This is a genomic window from Sphingomonas bacterium, from assembly GCF_903644135.1.
In the GTDB taxonomy this organism is placed as follows: Bacteria; Pseudomonadota; Alphaproteobacteria; order Sphingomonadales; family Sphingomonadaceae; genus Sphingomonas.
Map to the genome: position 1 here is coordinate 1 of NZ_CAHJXA010000004.1, position 16700 is coordinate 16700.

Consider the following 16700-nt stretch of genomic DNA (forward strand, 5'->3'; position numbering starts at 1 on the left):
GCCGCTTGCCGCGCCAGATCGTGCGCGCCTGATAGGCGATGCCGCCATCGGGCGCGGCGTTCGTGTCCGCGACGCGGGGCGTGCCCGCTTGCGCCGCCGCCTCGATCACCGCTTCGCACAGCGCGCCGCCCGCCGCATCGGTCGGATGGCCGCTGACGCGCAGCGGGCCGTTGACACCACGCTCGTCGGTTTCGCCAAGCTCGTGGTCCTCGATCGCCTTGAAATGCCGTACCATGTCCGACCAGCCCCAACCGGAACAACCGAGCGCCGCCCAGCGGTCGTAATCCGCCGGGAAGCCGCGCGCGTAGATCATGCCGTTGACGCTGCTCGACCCCCCGATCACGCGGCCTTTCATCCAGCGTTCGGTGCCGCGATTTCCGCCGCGCCGGACATCGTAGTCCTGCACGTAGCGGCTGCCGGGTTCGAGCAGCTTCGCCAGCCCGCGCGGCATGTCGACCAGGAAGCTGCGATCGCTGCCGCCGCCTTCGATCAGCAGTACGGTGCGCGTGGGGTCGGTCGTCAGTTCCGCCGCAAGGACGCATCCCGACGAGCCCGCGCCGACGACGATGTAATCGGGGACGGCGCTTGAAACCGACATGCTTACCGCTCCACTTTCACAGGATCGCTAGATATCAAACTACGTTGACTATCAAGTCGCATTGTGGCTGGACGCGGCGGTGATGGCAGATACTTGCACCACGCGACGGCGCTTCGTGACGAGTCCGGGAATGACCCTGGCCGCGGACGAGCGCGGTGACGCCGGATCGTTGCCGGTGGTCCTGCTGCACGGGGGCGGTCAGACGCGGCACAGTTGGGCGGGAACGCTGGACACGTTGGCCGCCGCCGGCTTCCATTGTGTCAGCCTCGACCTGCGCGGCCATGGCGACAGCGCCTGGGCGGCGGACGGTGCCTATGGGCTCGATGCCCATGTCGCGGACCTGCGCGCGGTGATCGACCAGCTCGGTGGCCGTGCGGCGGTGGTCGGGGCGTCGCTGGGCGGATTGACGGGTCTGCTCGCGACGGGGGAAGATGGTGGCGAAGGTATCGCCGCGCTCGTGATGGTCGATGTCGTTCCCGCGGTCGAGCTCGAGGGCGCGCAGGAGATTCGCGCGTTCATGACCGCGCGACCGGAGGGCTTCGCCTCGGTCGAGGAGGCGGCGGAGGTCGTCGCAGCCTATCTGCCGCATCGACCGCGCCCGACGAGCACCGAAGGACTGATGAAGAACCTTCGCCGCCGTCCCGATGGTCGCCTGCGCTGGCATTGGGACCCGGCGATGTTCGATGCGCCGACCAGCGGCGTAGTGACCGCCTTTCGCGAACGCGCCGAAGCCGCGGCGCGGCGCGTGACGGTGCCCACGCTGCTGGTACGCGGAGGCATGAGCCGGGTCGTCAGCGCGGACGGGGTGCGCGCGTTCCTCGATCTTGTGCCGCACGCCGAATATGTCGACGTCGCGGATGCCGGCCATATGGTGGCGGGCGACCGCAACGACGCGTTCACCGTTCCGCTGCTCGCCTTTCTCAAGCGGGTGGCTATGCCCATTGCCGGGGACGAGCCGTCCTTCGGCGCGATTTAGGACCGACCATGGCTGCGATCGACGTTCCCGAACCCGCCTTCATGCTCGACGAGGAAATCGTCATGTTCCGCGATGCGGTCGGCCGCTTTCTCGACCAGCATGCGCCGCCCGCGCGCGTGGCGAGCTGGCGCGAGGCCGGCCAGGTCGAACGCGCCTTCTGGAGCGAGGCGGGAGCGGCCGGAATGCTTGGTGTCAGCGTCCCCGCAGAATATGGCGGGGCGGGGGGCGATTTCCGCCATGACCTGGTGCTGGTCGATCAGGTCGCACGCAAGGGCATCGAGGGGTTCGCGGTCAGCCTGCATAACGTGATCGTCACGCCTTACATCCAGCTTCACGGCACCGAAGAGCAGAAGCAGCGGTGGCTGCCCAAGCTCGCCAGCGGCGCGCGCGTCGCAGCCATCGCGATGAGCGAGCCGGGTGCGGGTTCCGATCTCCAGTCGATCCGCACGACCGCGCTCAAGGACGGCAACGGCTATCGCATCAACGGGAGCAAGACGTTCATCTCCAATGGCCAGATCGCCGACTTCATCGTGGTGGTCGCGAAGACCGATCCTTCGCTCGGCGCACGCGGCGTCTCGCTGATGATCGTCGAGACGGACGAGGTGGAAGGTTTCCGCCGCGGCAAGAAGCTCGACAAGATCGGACTCGAAGCTCAGGACACGTCCGAATTGTTCTTCGACGACGTGTGGGTTCCGGCCGACAATCTGCTCGGCGACGAGGAAGGCAGAGGTTTCATCCAGCTGATGGCGGAACTTCCGCGCGAACGGCTGCTGATGGCGGTCACCGGCGTCATCACGATGGAACAGGCGATCGAGACGACGATCGGTTACACCCGCGACCGGCAGGCGTTCGGCCAGCCGCTGCTCGCCCTCCAGAACACGCAGTTCAAGCTGGCCGAGTGCAAATCCAAGGCAACGGTCGCGCGGGTCTTTGTGAACGACTGCATCGCGCGGGCGCTCGAGGGCACGCTCGACGCAACCACCTCGGCGATCGCGAAGCAATGGGTGACTGATGCCGAATGGGAAGTGGTTGACGAGTGCCTGCAGCTGCACGGCGGCTATGGCTACATCAACGACTACCCGATCGCGCACATGTTCCGCAATTCGCGCATCCAACGCATCTATGGCGGATCGAACGAGATCATGAAGGTGCTCATCGCCCGTTCGCTGTGACGCTGCTCGTTTGCGTTTCGCCGGCCAACCTCGTTATAATGGTACGATACGTACCGGTCGGGGAAGGGGATTGAAGCTGGCGGACCGTGAAGAGCAGGACGGGTCCGGTCCGATCCGGGTGCCCAAGACCGCCGAGGTCGTAGCGGCGGTCATCCGCAAGCGCATCATCCTGGGCGAGTTGCAGGAGGGCGCCTTCCTGCCCCCCGAAGGCCAGTTGATGGCGACGCTCGCTATCTCGCGCCCGACCCTGCGCGAAGCCTTTCGCATCCTCGAGGCCGAACGCCTGATCAGCGTCGTACGCGGCTCGCGTACCGGGGCGAAGGTGCACCGGCCGCGTGTCGAAGGCGTCGCGCGCTATGCCGGCTACGTGCTCCAGTCGGAGGGCACGACGATGGCGGACCTGTACGAGGCGCGGCTCGCGATCGAGCCGTATGTCGCCCGTCAACTGGCGCTGAGCCGCCCGGAAGCGAAGATCGCCGAGTTGCGCGCGGAGGTCGACCGGTTGACGGCGATCGTGACCGAGGAACGCTATGTTGATTTTATGATCGGCCTGGCCGAGTTCCACCGGCTGCTGGTCGAGGCGAGCGGTAATCATACGCTGCATTTCGTCACGCGCATGCTGCAGGGCCTGGTCACGAGCTATCAGGTGCGGCTGTTCCAGCGGGAGCCGCTGCCGATCGACGAACAGAAACGGCGCGGCCTTTCCGGGCTTCGCTCGTTCCGAAAGCTGATCGACCTGATCGAGGCGGGCGAGGCGGACAAGGCCGAGGCGCATTGGCGGTTGCATGTGATAAACGCGAATAAGGCGTGGGTGCCGGAGGACGACCGTCGACGCGATCTGGATATTTTTGGCTGACGGGACATAGTTGACTAGGTAGGACAAGTCGCTAACGCTTGTCGGAAGCGACGGAGCGTGCGATGTTCGACTTGAGATATGGCGCGGAGGCGGAGCTTTTCCGTCAGGAAGTTTCCGGCTTCCTCGCCGATGCGTGGCGACCGGACGGCCGGCGCGGCGATGCGCTCAGCGAGCATGTCCGCGACGTGCGCTCGGCGGCGACCGAGCGCGGCTATCTCTATCGCGGCATCCCCAAGCGCTACGGCGGATCGGAGCAGCCGCTCGATATCGTCCGCGCGCAGGTCATCCGCGAAGCGTTCGCCGCAGCGCGCGCGCCGATGGAGATCGGCGGCAACGGCATGGCGATGCTCGTGCCGACCTTGCTTGAGCGCGGCACCGAGGCGCAGCGCGAGCGCTTTATCCGGTCGACGCTCGACGGCACCTATATCTGGGGGCAAGGCTATTCCGAACCGGGATCGGGATCCGACCTCGCGTCGGTACGCTGCCGGGGCGAACTCGACCGCGATGAGTGGGTCATCAACGGACAGAAGACGTGGACGTCGGACGGCGCGCGCGCGACGCACATGTTCGCGCTGATCCGCACCGAGCCGCACGCGCCCAACCATGCCGGCATCTCGTACCTGTTGATCGACCTGAACCAACCCGGCGTGACGCGCCGCCCGATCCGCCAGATCACCGGAGAGGCGACGTTCAGCGAGATCTTCTTCGAGGATGTGCGGACCCCGGCCGACTGGATCGTCGGCGCGCGTGGCGAGGGCTGGGCGGTGTCGCGTACCACGCTGAAGCACGAGCGCGCCAGCATCGGCTCGGCGGACGCGCTCGGCGGCACCTTCGCCAAGCTGGTCGACCTCGCGCGCACCACGCTGCGCGACGGACGCCCGGCGATTGAGGACCCGGTGGTACGCGAGACGCTCGGGCGGATCGAGGGGTGGGTGCTCGCGCATCGCTGCTCGAGCTACCGCCTGTTCTCGCTAGCGGCGGCGGGGGAAGAGCCGGGACTGGTCGGGTTGATGATGAAGCTGTTGCTGACCGAGACCGGGCACGACATGGCGCTGCTCGCGCAGGAATTGATCGGCGATGCAGCGCTGATCGAACCCGCGCCACCCGGTACGCGCGGGCGAGGCTCGGAGAAATGGCTCGACCAGATCCTCGGCACGCTCGGAAACTCGATCGCCGGCGGCACGACCAACATCCAGCGCGGCATTATCGCCGAGCGTGGGCTGGGCCTGCCGCGCGACCTCGCGATGGGTAGCGCGTGATGCGGTTCCACCCGACCGACGAGCAGCTCCAGATCCAAGACGCGCTGCGCGGAACGCTCGCCGACACGCTGCCCCCCGCCGCGCTGCACCGTCTGGTCGATGGCGACGCGGAGCTGGATGTCGAAAGCTGGCAGGCGCTGATGGCGCTGGGGGTCGGGGGGCTGATGCTGCCCGAAGCGGCGGGCGGTGCCGCGCTGAGTCTGGTCGATGCGGTGCTGGCAGTCGAGGTGCTCGGTGCGGGCGCGGTATCGGGACCGGTGGTGCCGCACCTAATGGCGGGGCTGGCGGTCGCCGCCAGCGCGGACCCGGCACTGCGCGAGCGCTGGCTTCCAGGGCTCGCATCGGGCGAGACCATCGCGACGATCGCGTTCGGCGGCGCGTGGGTGCCTGAAAGCTGGGATGTGGCCATCGCCGACGGGCGCGTTACCGGCGCTGTGCAGTTCGTACAGGCGGCGGGCGCGGCGGCCCTGTTCCTGGTCGGAGTTGCCGGGGGCGGGCTGGCGCTGGTCGAGCCGGGCGAGGGGGTGCGGATCGAGCCGTTGGCGAGCGAGGATCGCAGCCGCCGCCTTTCGCGCGTCGTCTTCGACGGCGCGCCCGCGACGCCGCTCGCGATCGACAGCGGTCGCGTGTTCGACGCCGGACTCGTGCTGATCGCCGCAGATGCGCTCGGCGGGGCGCAGCGCGCGACCGACATGACGGTCGCCTATGCCAAGGATCGCGAGCAGTTCGGCCAGCCGATCGGGCGGTTCCAGGCTTTGAAACATCAACTCGCGACGATGGCACTGGAGGTCGAACCCGCGCGCGCGCTGGTATGGTATGCTGCCTATGCGTGGGATCGTGCACTGCCCGACGCGCAGCGAAGCGCGGCGATCGCCAAGGCGCATCTCGCCGACCGCTTCACCTCGGTCGCCCGCGCGGCGGTCGCGGCGCATGGCGGCATCGGTTATACCTGGGAATACGACCTGAGCATCTGGGTGCGCCGGGCGTTCTTCGATCGGGCGTTCCTCGGCGGCCCGAGCGTACACCGTGCGCGTGCCGTCGCGCTGGCGGGCTGGTAACGCGCTCAGGCAGGTGTGAAGCGTCCGCCTTCCGCCGCCAGCCGTTCGAGCAGCGCGGCGGGGCGGAACGCTTCGCCGTGCGCGGCTTCGTACTCGCGCAAAGTCGCGACGATCGCCGGCAGTCCGATCGTGTCGGCCCAGAGCATCGGGCCGCCGGTCTGGACCGGCCAGCCATACCCCAGGATCGCCGCCATATCGATGTCCGATGCCCGCAGCGCGATGCCCTCCTCAAGGATCTTCGCGCCCTCGTTCACGACCGGATAGAGCAGACGGGCGAGGATCGCGTCGGCGTCCTGCGCGCCGCCATCGGCCATGCCCTTTAGCTCGCGAAAATCGGAGATCGCCTTGGCCGCTATGGGCGACGGCGTGACGTTGCGCTGTGCGTCGTAATCGTAGAAGCCGCCGCCGCCCTTCTGGCCGAGCCGGCCGAGCGCGACGAGGTCGCCGCGCAATGTCCGTTCGGTCGCGTCGCGACCGAGCACGTCGAGCCCGACCAGGTCGTCGAGCTGGAACGGCCCCATCGGGAAGCCGTAATCGGTCATTACCCGGTCGATCGCGTCGGCGGCCGGTCCTTCCAGCAGCAGCGCCTCGGCCTGTTCGCCGCGCGGCGTCATCAGGCGGTTGGCGATGAAGCCGTGGCAGACGCGCGCGAGGACGGGCACCTTGCCGATCGTCCGCGCAAGCTTCATCGCGGTCACCACCACCGCAGGGTCTGTCTTCTCGCCACGCACCACCTCGAGCAGTCGCATGACGTTGGCGGGCGAGAAGAAGTGCAGGCCGATCACCCGTTCGGGCCGCTTCGTTACCGCTGCGATCGCGTCGAGATCGAGGAACGAGGTGTTGGAGGCGAGGATCGCATCGGGGTTGGCGATGGCGTCCAGCCGCGCGAACACCGCACGTTTGACCTCCATGCTCTCGTACACCGCCTCGATCACGAGGTCCGCCTCGCCGAGCGCGGCCATATCCAACGTCGGGCGCAGCAGCGCCATGCGTTGCTCGACCTGATCAGCGGTCAGGCGGCCCTTCCTAGCGGTTGCCTCGTAATTGCGGCGGATCGTCGCCACGCCCCGGTCGAGTGCGTCCTGCGCCGTCTCGACGATCGTCACCGGCAGGCCGACGTTGAGGAAGTTCATCGCTATCCCGCCGCCCATCGTCCCCGCGCCGATCACGCCGACATTCCGCACCGGCAGCGTCGGCGTGGCGGAAGCGATATCGGGGATCTTGCTGGTCTCGCGCTCGGCGAAGAAGGCGTAGCGCTGCGCCAGCGACTCGGTGCTTACCAATAGCGGATCCAGCAGGTCCGCCTCCCGCTTCAGGCCTTGATCGAACGGCAGCGTCACGGCGGCGCGAACCGCTTCGACGATGCTGGCCGGCGCCTTGAGCCCGCGAAACGCGCGCGCGTTGCGGGTCAGGAAGGCATCAAACAGGTCCGGGTCCCCCCGCGCCGGCAGCAGCTTGTCGTCGCGGTCGCGGACGCGCCGCAACGGAAGCGCTTCCGCGACGATGCCCCGCGCGAAGGCGATGGCATCCTCGCGCAACCGCCCTTCCGTCGCCAGCGCATCGATCATCCCGAGTTGGAGCGCCTCCGGTGCGCCGACCGGACGTCCACTCGTGATGAGGTCCAGCGCGACCTCGGCGCCGACGATGCGGGGCAGGCGCTGCGTCCCGCCCGCGCCCGGCAGCAGCCCGAGTTTGACCTCAGGCAATCCGACCCTGGCCGATGGCACCGCGATGCGATGGTGGCAGGCCAGCGCCAGTTCGTATCCGCCGCCGAGCGCGGTCCCGTGGATCGCGGCGATCACCGGCTTGCCGCCGCCGTCGAGAATCTCGAACACCGCGCCGAGATCGGGCTCTGCGAGCGGTTTGCCGAGTTCCGCGATGTCGGCCCCGGCGAAGAAGGTGCGGCCCGCGCAGATCAGGACGATCGCCTTCACCGCGGGATCGGCGTCGAAGGTGTGGAACCCCTGGTCGAGGCCCTGCCGCACCGCCGCGCCCAGCGCATTCACCGGCGGATAGTCGATCGTGAGGATGCCGATGCCGTCCTCGACGGCGAAGGTGGCGACGCTTGTCACGGTAAACTCCTCTGAACGGAGGCGCTCAGCGCCCCTGAAAGTCGGGCTTGCGCTTGTGCTGGAAGGCGGCGACGCCCTCGGCGAAGTCATCGGTGCGGCCCGAATGCCGCTGAAGCACGCGCTCGCTGTCCAGCGCTTCGGCAAACGGCTGGTCGGCACCCGCCCATGCGGCGGCGCGGATGAAGCCGAGCGAGCGCGGCCCGCGTGCCAGCCGGACGGCGAGCGCGAGCGCCGTCGCGTCGACCTGGTCATCCGGCACGACGCGGTTGATAAGACCCCAGTCGAGCGCCACGGCGGCGGTCAGCTTGTCGCCGAGCAGCATCATCTCCATCGCCCGCACCCGACCGATCGCGCGGGCCAGCAGATAGCTCGACCCGCCGTCCGGCGAGAGTCCGACATGGCAGAACGCTTGGTAGAAATAGGCGCTTTCGCCCGCGACGATCAGGTCCGCCGCCAGCGCGAGGCCGCAGCCGACCCCGGCCGCCGCGCTGCGCACCGCGCTCAGCACCGGGATGGCGGAGTTGCGCAGGTCGAGCAGCAGCGGGTTGAACACCGCCTCCAGCCCCGATCCCACGTCCCGGTCCGGATCGTCCATCGCGAAGCTGCCGGATGACAGGTTCGCGCCCGAGCAGAAGGCACGGCCGTGACTGCCGATCAGCAGCGCGCGTGCCTCCCCCTGCGCGCGAGCGACGGCCTCGCGCAGTTCAGCGCCCATCGCGTCCGACATGGCGTTGAGCGTCGCGGGATCGTTCAGCCGCACGATCGCGACGCCGTCCTCCAGCGTATAGTCGACCAGCCCGCCGCTCATTTGCCGCGACCGAGTTCCCAGTGGCGCGCCATCATCGCAACGGCGCGTGCCGCGATCTCCGGCGGTACGGCTGGATACAATACGGGCCGACCGGCCGACGGCAGCGCGATCGTCGCGGTTGCCTTCACCGTTTCCTCGCCGCGCTGGTTGGTGAAGCGCACGGCGACGTCCACGATCGACTGTCCGCCTTCCTCGCGCTTGCCCGTCACCTCGCCGGTGATCGTCTGCACATCGCCCATATAGTTGAACTTGCGGATTTCGTCATGGACGTGGAGCACGACGCCATCGTCACCGGCCCAGTCCGTGAGGTAATGATGGAGATAGTTCTCGCGCATCACGCCATAGTCATACGCCATCGGATTGCCGATCGCCTGCGCCCATACCGGGTCCCAGTGCAGCCGCTGCGCGACGTCGGGCACACCATATTCGTTCTTGATGTAGAACGGCGCGATGCGCTTGCGGTTCTTGTACGCAAGTCGCCCGACCGAAGGCGCGTAGGGCGTAAAGCCATAACCGGCGGCGTGAAAGCAGATCACGTCGGTGACCGTCAGCGGCCCCTTCGCCATCGTTCCCAGACTGTCCCCTACCGTCACATCGGCGTAGTCGCGCGGGGTCGCGCCGCGAACCTCCTCCGCCTCGTAGATCGCGTCGACCTTGGCGATGTCCTCGTCGGTATAGGTCGCGGGCTCGATCGCGGCATATTTGCCTTTCTTCTTCGCCGTTCCGCGCTCGGTCAGCACGGTCAGCACTCGATAGATCGCGACGACCTCCGATCGCTGGTTGACCTTGACGTGACGCAGTACGTTGATGACCGAGCGGCCGGCGAACTCCGACTGCTTGACGTCGCACGATTCCCATCCCTCGAAGCTGTAGAGCGTGTCACCGGGTCGGACGGGATGGTACCAATCCCATTTCGATCCCGAGACGAAGACGTGGATGCCCCGGAACAGCGACTTCTTGAGCGCGCGGATATGGTCTGGCGTCGGGTCGCCGCGCATCGGCGCATTGATGATTCCCGCCATCATGCCCGGCGCGATGATCCCGCCCCAGCGCGTGCCGCGCGCATAATCCGGGTCGCAGTGCAACGGGTTGTCGTTGCCGACGCCGTGCGCGAAATTGCGGATCGTGTCCTCGGTCGCGGTCTGGACGTATTCGCGTGTCCGTGACGCCTGGTCATGGCCGATCAACTGCTGCTGTCGGGCGATGTCCTCGTCGGTGATGCGATATTCGGTCGCCTTCTGCCACTCGTCGCTTTCGAGGATGCTTGCCATCGTCTCGTCTCCGTAATCAGGCCGCGTCGACGTCGGCGGCGAACAACTGGCGCACTTCGGTCAGCGCGGGCTTCATTGATTCGGTGCGCGGCACTTCATCGACGACCAGGAACCTGGCCGGCACCTGATAAGGAAGCAGATGCGCCCGCGCGAAATCTGCTAACTCGCTTTCGGCCGGTGTCGCTACGCCCGCCTTCAGCGTGATCGCCACGACCGGAACCGCGCCGAGCCGTCGATCCGCGATGCCTACCGTCACCGCCTCGCGCACGGCGGGGTGGCTTTCCAGGACCTTGTTGACGTCGTCGGGATGCACCTTGAAGCCACCGCGATTTATGGCGAGGTCGGCACGGCCGCGGATGAACAGGAAACCGTCCGCATCGATCACCGCGCGGTCGGTGGTGCGCAGCCATGCGCCGCCGTTGCCGAACTGTTTCGAGCGCATCTCAAGGACGCCTTCGGACCGGTCAAGTACTTCCTCGCCGGTCGAGGGATCGACGACCCGACCGGTCACACCCGGCTGGAAGCGCCCGACGCTTCCAGCCTTCGATGCGTGAAAGGCGGTGAAGTCCCGCATCGTCCAGCCCGCGACTGCGCCGGAAAACTCGGTCGCGCCGTAGTTGGAGAGGACCGGGATGCCGTAGCGCTCCCAGAATTCGGCGACGATCGCGGGATCGAGCGGCGCTGCACCGGTGCGGATCGCGCTTAGACTTGCCAGATCCTCGCGCGGGATGTCCGCGTCGAGGATCATGCGCAGCCCCGCCGGCACCGCACCCGCCACCTTCGGCCGGTGGCGGACGACCGAGTCGTGCCAGCCGGCGACGGTGAACTTCTCCAGCAGGCACGCCTTGCGTCCGCCGGCGATGCAGGTCAGCGCCCCCCACAGACCACCGATGTGCGACATCGGTCCACTCAGAATGGTGACGCCGGGCCGGAGGCGGGCGACGTCGCCGGTCTTCCGGTCCTTCTCGTACGACAGCGCCGCGGCGAAGCTCTGCTCGAACGCCTCGCGCTTCAAGGGAACCCGTTTTGGCGCTCCCGTCGTACCGCTTGTCAGCATTTCCACGATCACGCCGGGTTCGGTCAGGCGCATGCCGACCGGCAGCGATGTCGAGTGGCCCATGAGTTTGGCACCTTCAAGGATGCCGGGCAATTCGATCACTGCCGATCCGGCGGCGCGGATGGCCTCCCGCACCGCGAAGCGGGAAAGGTCGGCGCGTTCGGCAATCACGACCGGAAGCGCCAGTGTCGACAGATCGGCGGCGAGCCGTTCGTCGGGCAGCAGCGGGTTGATCGACACCATGCAAGCGTCGCTGGCCACCACGGCGAGCACGGCCGCCAAGGCCGAAGGGCGGCTCCGCACCAGGATGCCTATCCGCGCGTCCCGTCCCAGTCCGATGCCGGCCAGCGCCGCGCGCACGTCGCCGACCGTACCGGCCAAGCGTGCCCAGCTATACCATACCCCCTCGAACTCGACGGCGTCGGCTTCGGGATCGATCGTCAGGACGTCCTGTAGCAAGGCGGACAGTTCCGACATGCGTTCTCCCAGCTAGCTACCTATATAACTAGGTTCTCCATCATCCGAAATCGGGAGAAGTGCAAGCCGATCTTACGACTGATCGAACGGCACGTTCCGGTCGGCGCGGATTTCACCGGGCATGTCGAGCATCCGCTCGGCAAGCTGATTGCGCAGCACCTCGTCCGCCCCGCCCGCGATACGCAGCGCGGCAGACCAGATGTAATCGTCCTGGATCTTGCGCGTCGCGACATCGCCTGTCGCGCTGGCGATGCCCGCAGGGCCCCGCAACTCCAGCGCGAGACCCGCGCTGGTCTGATATCGTCTGGTATAGGCGAGCTTGACGATCGCGCCCGCCGCCCCCGGTTCCTCGCCGCGTGCGACCATCGCGCGCAGTCGCGCCTGGTAATGCCGCTCGGCCTGTTCCTCGGCATAGGCGGAGGCAAGCGCGAGCCGGACGGCGGCGCTGTCGAGCGCGCTTCCCGCGCGGCGCGGCGTCGCGGCGGCATAGTGGATCAGGCCCGCGATGCCCTCGTCGCCACTTTCGCCGCTCTGATTGATTCGCTCACCGGTCAGCGTGGTCATCGCACACGCCCAACCCTCCCCGATCGCGCCGATCCGGTCCGTGTCCGGGATACGCACGTCGGTCAGGAAGGTCTCGTTAAAGTCGGATAGGCCGGACATCTGCCGGATCGGACGGATGTCGATGCCCGGGGTCTTCATGTCGACGACAAAGAACGTGAGGCCCTTATGCTTGGGCAGCGTAGGATCGGTGCGCGCGATCAGGATACCCCAGTCGGCGTGATGCGCCCAGCTCGACCAGACCTTCTGCCCGTTGACGATCCAGTCGCCGTCTCCATCACTGCCATCGCGCACGGCCCGCGTCCGCAGCGCCGCAAGATCCGAGCCGGCCGCGGGTTCCGAGAAGAGCTGGCACCACGTCAGTTCGCCGCGCAGCGTCGGCCTGAGGAACCGCTCGATCTGCTCGGCGCTGCCGTGCTTCTCGATCACCGGCAATGCCATCGCCAGGCCGATGCCGACATACGGGCCTTTCGGGAGACGGTAACGCGCCTCCTCCTCGCCGAACATTATCGCTTCGGACATCGTCCCGCCGCGTCCGCCGAGCACCGTCGGGGTCAGCATGCCCGCATACCCGCCACGGGCGAGTTCGGCCTGCCACGCTCTGCCGCGAGCGACCATATCGGCATCGTCGAGCCGGTCGGCGGCGGGGAGTTCGTGGATCGGCGCATGCGCGGCAAGCCAACGGCGTACCTCGGCGCGAAAACCGTTTTCGATCGAAAAGTTTTCCATCACGCGGCCTCCCGCTGCGGCATGACATCCACATTGCCTGAACCGATATGCGCGATCAGGCGATCGGCCCAATGTTCGCGTCCGCCCAGGCTCAGCGCGAGCGTCCGTTCGCGCCGGTAGTAGAAGTGGCAGTCCGCCTCCCACGTATAGCCGATCCCACCATGGACTTGAAGGTTCTCGCGCGCGGCGCGTTCGAAGGCGTCGGTCGCCGTCAATCGCGCGCCGGCGGCAGCGACCGGCAACGCGTCCGGATCGTGCGAGGCGGCCCACGCCGCGAAATGCGCGCTCGATCGCGCAAGTTCGACCGACACGAGGATGTCGGCCAGCTTGTGCTTGATCGCCTGATAGCCGGCCAGCGGCCGACCAAAGATACGCCGCTCCAGGGCGTAATCGCGTGCCATGTAAAGGCATGCCTCGGCACCGCCCACCGCCTCGAAAGCGGCTTGCACCGCTGCGCCATCGAAGAGCCTGGCGATCACGTCGCCACCTGTGTCGAGCGGTTCCGCCACAGCGCCGTCGAACGACAGCGTGTAGTGCGCGCGGAGCTGGTCGAAACTTTCCAGCCTCGTCCTGGTCACGCCGGGCTGGTCCAGTTCGACCAGCGCAAGCGCGGGTGCGCCGCCGGATCGCGCCAGCACGACCGCGATTTGCGCGATGCCGCCATCGGCCACCGGGGTCTTCGTTCCGGACAACGTGCCGCTCGCCATCGTGCAATGGATCGCGTCCGCTTCGAACCCGGCGGCGCCTTCGCAATAGGCGAAGGTAGCGACCGTATCGCCCAAAGCGAGCCGGGGAAGCCAGCGCGACTGCTGGTCCTCGCTGCCGCCCAGACGGATCGCCTCGGCGGCGAGCACGATCGAGGAGAAGAACGGCAACGCGGCATTGGCATTGCCCAGCGCTTCGCTGATGACGCTAAGATCGAGTGCCGTGAGGCCCAGTCCGCCATGCGGCTCGGGAATTGCCGCGCCCAGAAAGCCGAGCGTTCCCAGCTCCCGCCACAACAGCTCGTCCCATTCCGCACCTTGCTCGATCAATCGCCGCAGACGATCGGGAGCAGAGCGTTCGGCCAGCAGTGCGCGTGCCTGATCGCGCAGCATCGCCTGTTCTTCGGACATTTGGAAATTCATGCTAGTCTCACAGGCCGTCCTATGGAACATCGATAACTAGGATATACATCTCGGCGAAGCAATCGGCTTCCGGAAGGAATGATATGGCGATCGGCGCGGCGATTACCGGTATCGGCATGTCAAGGATCGGACGCAACCTGCATCGACCGGCGATGGATCTACTGCTCGATGCGGCCATGGAGGCAATGGCGGATGCCGGGCTGTCGCGCGACGACATCGACGGCATCTCGACCTATCCCGGCCGCACGACCGTCGCGCCGGGAATGTCCCCGCTCGGCACGGGCGAGGTACGCAACGCGCTAGGCCTTAATACTAGGTGGCATTCCGCGACGCCCGAAGGCCCGGCGCAGATGTCGGCGATCATGGTGGCGGCCATGGCGGTCGCGACCGGCCAGGCGCGCCACGTGCTGTGCTTTCGCGCGCTGACCGAGTCCTCGTCGCAGACTGCGGCGCAACGCGCCAGCGTGCCGACCGGCGGCGGCGGGCGGATCGGCGGATGGCTGGGCTACCTCCTTCCGGTCGGCGCGATCTCCGCTACCAACTGGATGGCGTGGGTCGCGACGCGCTACATGCATGAATACGGACTAACGCGCGAACAGCTCGGCGCGCTTGCAGTCGGGCAGCGGACCTTCGCGCAAGCCAACCCGCGCGCCCTGTTCCGTGGCAAGCCGCTTGCTCTCGAAGACTATCTCGCGGCGCGGATGATCTCGACGCCGCTCGGCCTGCTGGACTGCGACATTCCGATCGACGGTGCTTGCGTTATCATCGTTTCCGCGGCGGATGCTGCGCGCGACTGTGCGAAGGCACCGCTTTCGATCGAGGCGATGAGTGCGGCCATGCGTGGCAAGGAAAGCTGGGACCAGCAGCCCGACCTGACGCGGATGGCGGCGCACGACGCGGGCGCAGACCTGTGGTCGCGTACCGCCCTGACGCCCGCAGACGTTGACGTGCTGGCGCTGTATGACGGCTTCAGCATCCAGATCCCCTTGTGGATCGAAGCGCTCGGCTTCTGCGGCCAAGGAGAGGCAGCCGGCTTCATCGCCGACGGTCATCCATTGGCCGGGGGGCGCTTTCCGGTCAACACCGGCGGCGGTCAGCTTTCGGCTGGGCGACTACATGGTTTCGGTTTGCTACACGAGGCGTGCGTGCAATTGTGGGGGGAGGGTGGAGGACGGCAAGTGCCGGATGCACGCGTCGCCGCCTGCGGCATGGGGGGCGGACCGCTTGCCGGCGCGATGTTACTGGTGCGCCAATGACCGCCACACGCTGGAACACGGCGCTGATCCTCCTTGCCTTGTGGCTGGCGGAGGCGACCGGCGCGTTCGAGACCGCGATGATCTATGCCGCGTTCAAGGCGCTGATCGTCACCTTTCACGATCCGGCCAAGGTCGGCTGGCTGGTCACCGCCTTTCTGCTGGTCAGCGCCGGCGGCGCGGCGGTGGTCGGGCGGCTTGGCGACCTGTACGGGCGGCGGCGCGTGATACTGTGGCTGCTTGCGGCGGGCGCGCTCGGCGCGGCGGTCAGTGCGTCGGCGACGAGCTTCGCCGTGCTCCTCGTCGGACGCTCGATCGAGGGTCTTAGCGCGGCGATCCTGCCGCTGGTTATCGGCCTCGTGCGGGAGAACCTGCGCCGTGAACGCGTCGCGCTGGGCATCGGGCTGATGATATCGGGTGCGTCGGCCGGCACCGCGGCGGGGCTGGTGATCGGTGGCGTGATCGTCGACCATTTTTCGTGGCATGCGGTATTCCTGGCGAGCACGTCGTTCGCGGTGCTGTCGTTCGGGTTGGTGCTGGCATTGGTTCCCCGGTCTCACGGCACCGCCACGGGGGCGCCGCTCGACTGGCTGGGCGGCGTGCTGTTCGTACCGGCGGTCGCGGGCCTGCTGCTGTATGTCAGCAACGGCCGCGGCTGGGGCTGGACCAGCGCGGGGATGATCGCGCTGCTGATCGGGTCGGCGGCGTTGCTCGCGCTGTGGATCGTGCAAAGCCTGCGTAAGCCTGATCCCTTGATCGACATCCGCCTGTTCGCCGACCGCAGGGTGCTGGTCGCGAACGTGATCGGCGCGCTGGTCGCGATGGGCGCGTTGCAGATCACGCTCGTCTTCTCGGTGCTACTGCAGGCGCCGCGCTGGACCGGCATCGGGCTGGGGGCGAGCGCGACGCTGGCGGGCTTGGCGAAACTGCCGTCGAACCTCGGTTCGCTGTTTGCCGGGCCGCTCGGCGGTTACCTGACCGAGCGGCGCGGTGCGCGGCTGACGATGATCGGCGGCGGGTTGCTCGCAACCTTGGGCTGGCTGCTCGCGATGTGGCAGCACGGCTCGGTCGCGATGCTGGTCGCGGTGCTGTGCGTCATCTCGTTCGGCACGACGATCCTGTTCGCGGTCGGCCCGACGCTGCTGGTCGCCGCGGTGCCTTCGGCGCGCACCAGCGAAGCCGCCGCGATGATGGGGGTCGTACGCCAGATCTTCATCGCAATCGGCGCGCAGCTCGTGGCTGTACTGCTGGCGACCGACACGCTCGCCGGTCCGGACGGCGCGCGCTATCCGACCGCCAATGCCTTCATGCTGACAATGGGGGTGATCGTCGCGCTATGCGCGCTGGCGACGCTTGTCGCGCTGGCACTGCCCCGTAGAATCCATGCCGGGCTGGCGCCGGCGGTTCCGCCCGCCAGCGCCTGAAC

Annotated in this window: 14 protein-coding genes; 7 read left to right on the top strand and 7 right to left on the bottom strand. The window is 67.6% G+C overall.

Annotated features, from left to right (window positions below; translation table 11 throughout):
* Positions 1 to 598 (bottom strand): GMC family oxidoreductase (locus HUU96_RS00640; protein WP_174290934.1); only part of this gene is annotated, 598 nt, incomplete at its 3' end.
* A gap of 130 nt (positions 599 to 728) precedes the next feature.
* Between HUU96_RS00640 and HUU96_RS00645 the strand changes: the two genes are divergently transcribed.
* The 5 genes from HUU96_RS00645 (at position 729) to HUU96_RS00665 (ending at position 5919) form a co-directional block, all read left to right on the top strand.
* Complete coding sequence (locus HUU96_RS00645; protein WP_254604815.1) at positions 729 to 1574, top strand: alpha/beta fold hydrolase; 846 nt, start codon at positions 729 to 731, stop codon at positions 1572 to 1574.
* 8 nt (positions 1575 to 1582) lie between these two features.
* Positions 1583 to 2746, top strand: a complete 1164-nt coding sequence (locus HUU96_RS00650; RefSeq protein ID WP_174290936.1) for an acyl-CoA dehydrogenase family protein — start codon at positions 1583 to 1585, stop codon at positions 2744 to 2746.
* Between the two features lie 70 nt (positions 2747 to 2816).
* Entirely contained in the window at positions 2817 to 3602 is a 786-nt protein-coding gene (locus HUU96_RS00655) for a FadR/GntR family transcriptional regulator (RefSeq protein ID WP_174290937.1), read from the top strand.
* Between the two features lie 62 nt (positions 3603 to 3664).
* On the top strand, positions 3665 to 4861 hold the full coding sequence (locus HUU96_RS00660; RefSeq protein WP_174290938.1) for an acyl-CoA dehydrogenase family protein: 1197 nt from the start codon (positions 3665 to 3667) through the stop codon (positions 4859 to 4861).
* Positions 4861 to 5919: an acyl-CoA dehydrogenase family protein gene (locus HUU96_RS00665; protein ID WP_254604823.1), complete on the top strand. Its 1059-nt coding sequence runs from the start codon at positions 4861 to 4863 to the stop codon at positions 5917 to 5919. Before HUU96_RS00660 ends, HUU96_RS00665 begins: the two co-directional genes overlap by 1 nt.
* 5 nt (positions 5920 to 5924) lie before the next feature.
* Here the strand turns inward: HUU96_RS00665 and HUU96_RS00670 are convergent, their stop codons facing one another.
* From HUU96_RS00670 to HUU96_RS00695, 6 genes are all read right to left on the bottom strand, one after another.
* Positions 5925 to 7991, bottom strand: a complete 2067-nt coding sequence (locus HUU96_RS00670; protein ID WP_174290940.1) for a 3-hydroxyacyl-CoA dehydrogenase NAD-binding domain-containing protein — start codon at positions 7989 to 7991, stop codon at positions 5925 to 5927.
* A gap of 25 nt (positions 7992 to 8016) precedes the next feature.
* Positions 8017 to 8799, bottom strand: coding sequence for an enoyl-CoA hydratase-related protein (locus HUU96_RS00675; RefSeq protein ID WP_174290941.1), 783 nt, complete (start codon positions 8797 to 8799; stop codon positions 8017 to 8019).
* Positions 8796 to 10070: an FAS1-like dehydratase domain-containing protein gene (locus HUU96_RS00680; RefSeq protein ID WP_174290942.1), complete on the bottom strand. Its 1275-nt coding sequence runs from the start codon at positions 10068 to 10070 to the stop codon at positions 8796 to 8798. The genes HUU96_RS00675 and HUU96_RS00680 overlap by 4 nt, the downstream gene beginning before the upstream one ends.
* 16 nt (positions 10071 to 10086) lie before the next feature.
* The gene (locus HUU96_RS00685; RefSeq protein WP_174290943.1) at positions 10087 to 11604 is read right to left on the bottom strand and encodes a class I adenylate-forming enzyme family protein; all 1518 of its coding nucleotides are present in this window, start codon (positions 11602 to 11604) and stop codon (positions 10087 to 10089) included.
* A 72-nt stretch (positions 11605 to 11676) separates the two neighbouring features.
* Positions 11677 to 12894 (bottom strand): acyl-CoA dehydrogenase family protein, encoded by a 1218-nt coding sequence (locus HUU96_RS00690; protein WP_174290944.1) that lies wholly within the window; start codon positions 12892 to 12894, stop codon positions 11677 to 11679.
* Positions 12894 to 14051, bottom strand: coding sequence for an acyl-CoA dehydrogenase family protein (locus HUU96_RS00695; RefSeq protein WP_368039720.1), 1158 nt, complete (start codon positions 14049 to 14051; stop codon positions 12894 to 12896). The genes HUU96_RS00690 and HUU96_RS00695 overlap by 1 nt, the downstream gene beginning before the upstream one ends.
* A gap of 53 nt (positions 14052 to 14104) precedes the next feature.
* Between HUU96_RS00695 and HUU96_RS00700 the strand changes: the two genes are divergently transcribed.
* Both HUU96_RS00700 and HUU96_RS00705 read left to right on the top strand, forming a co-directional pair.
* Entirely contained in the window at positions 14105 to 15277 is a 1173-nt protein-coding gene (locus HUU96_RS00700; protein WP_174290946.1) for a thiolase family protein, read from the top strand.
* Entirely contained in the window at positions 15274 to 16698 is a 1425-nt protein-coding gene (locus HUU96_RS00705; RefSeq protein ID WP_174290947.1) for an MFS transporter, read from the top strand. Before HUU96_RS00700 ends, HUU96_RS00705 begins: the two co-directional genes overlap by 4 nt.
* The last annotated feature ends 2 nt before the right edge of the window (positions 16699 to 16700 follow it).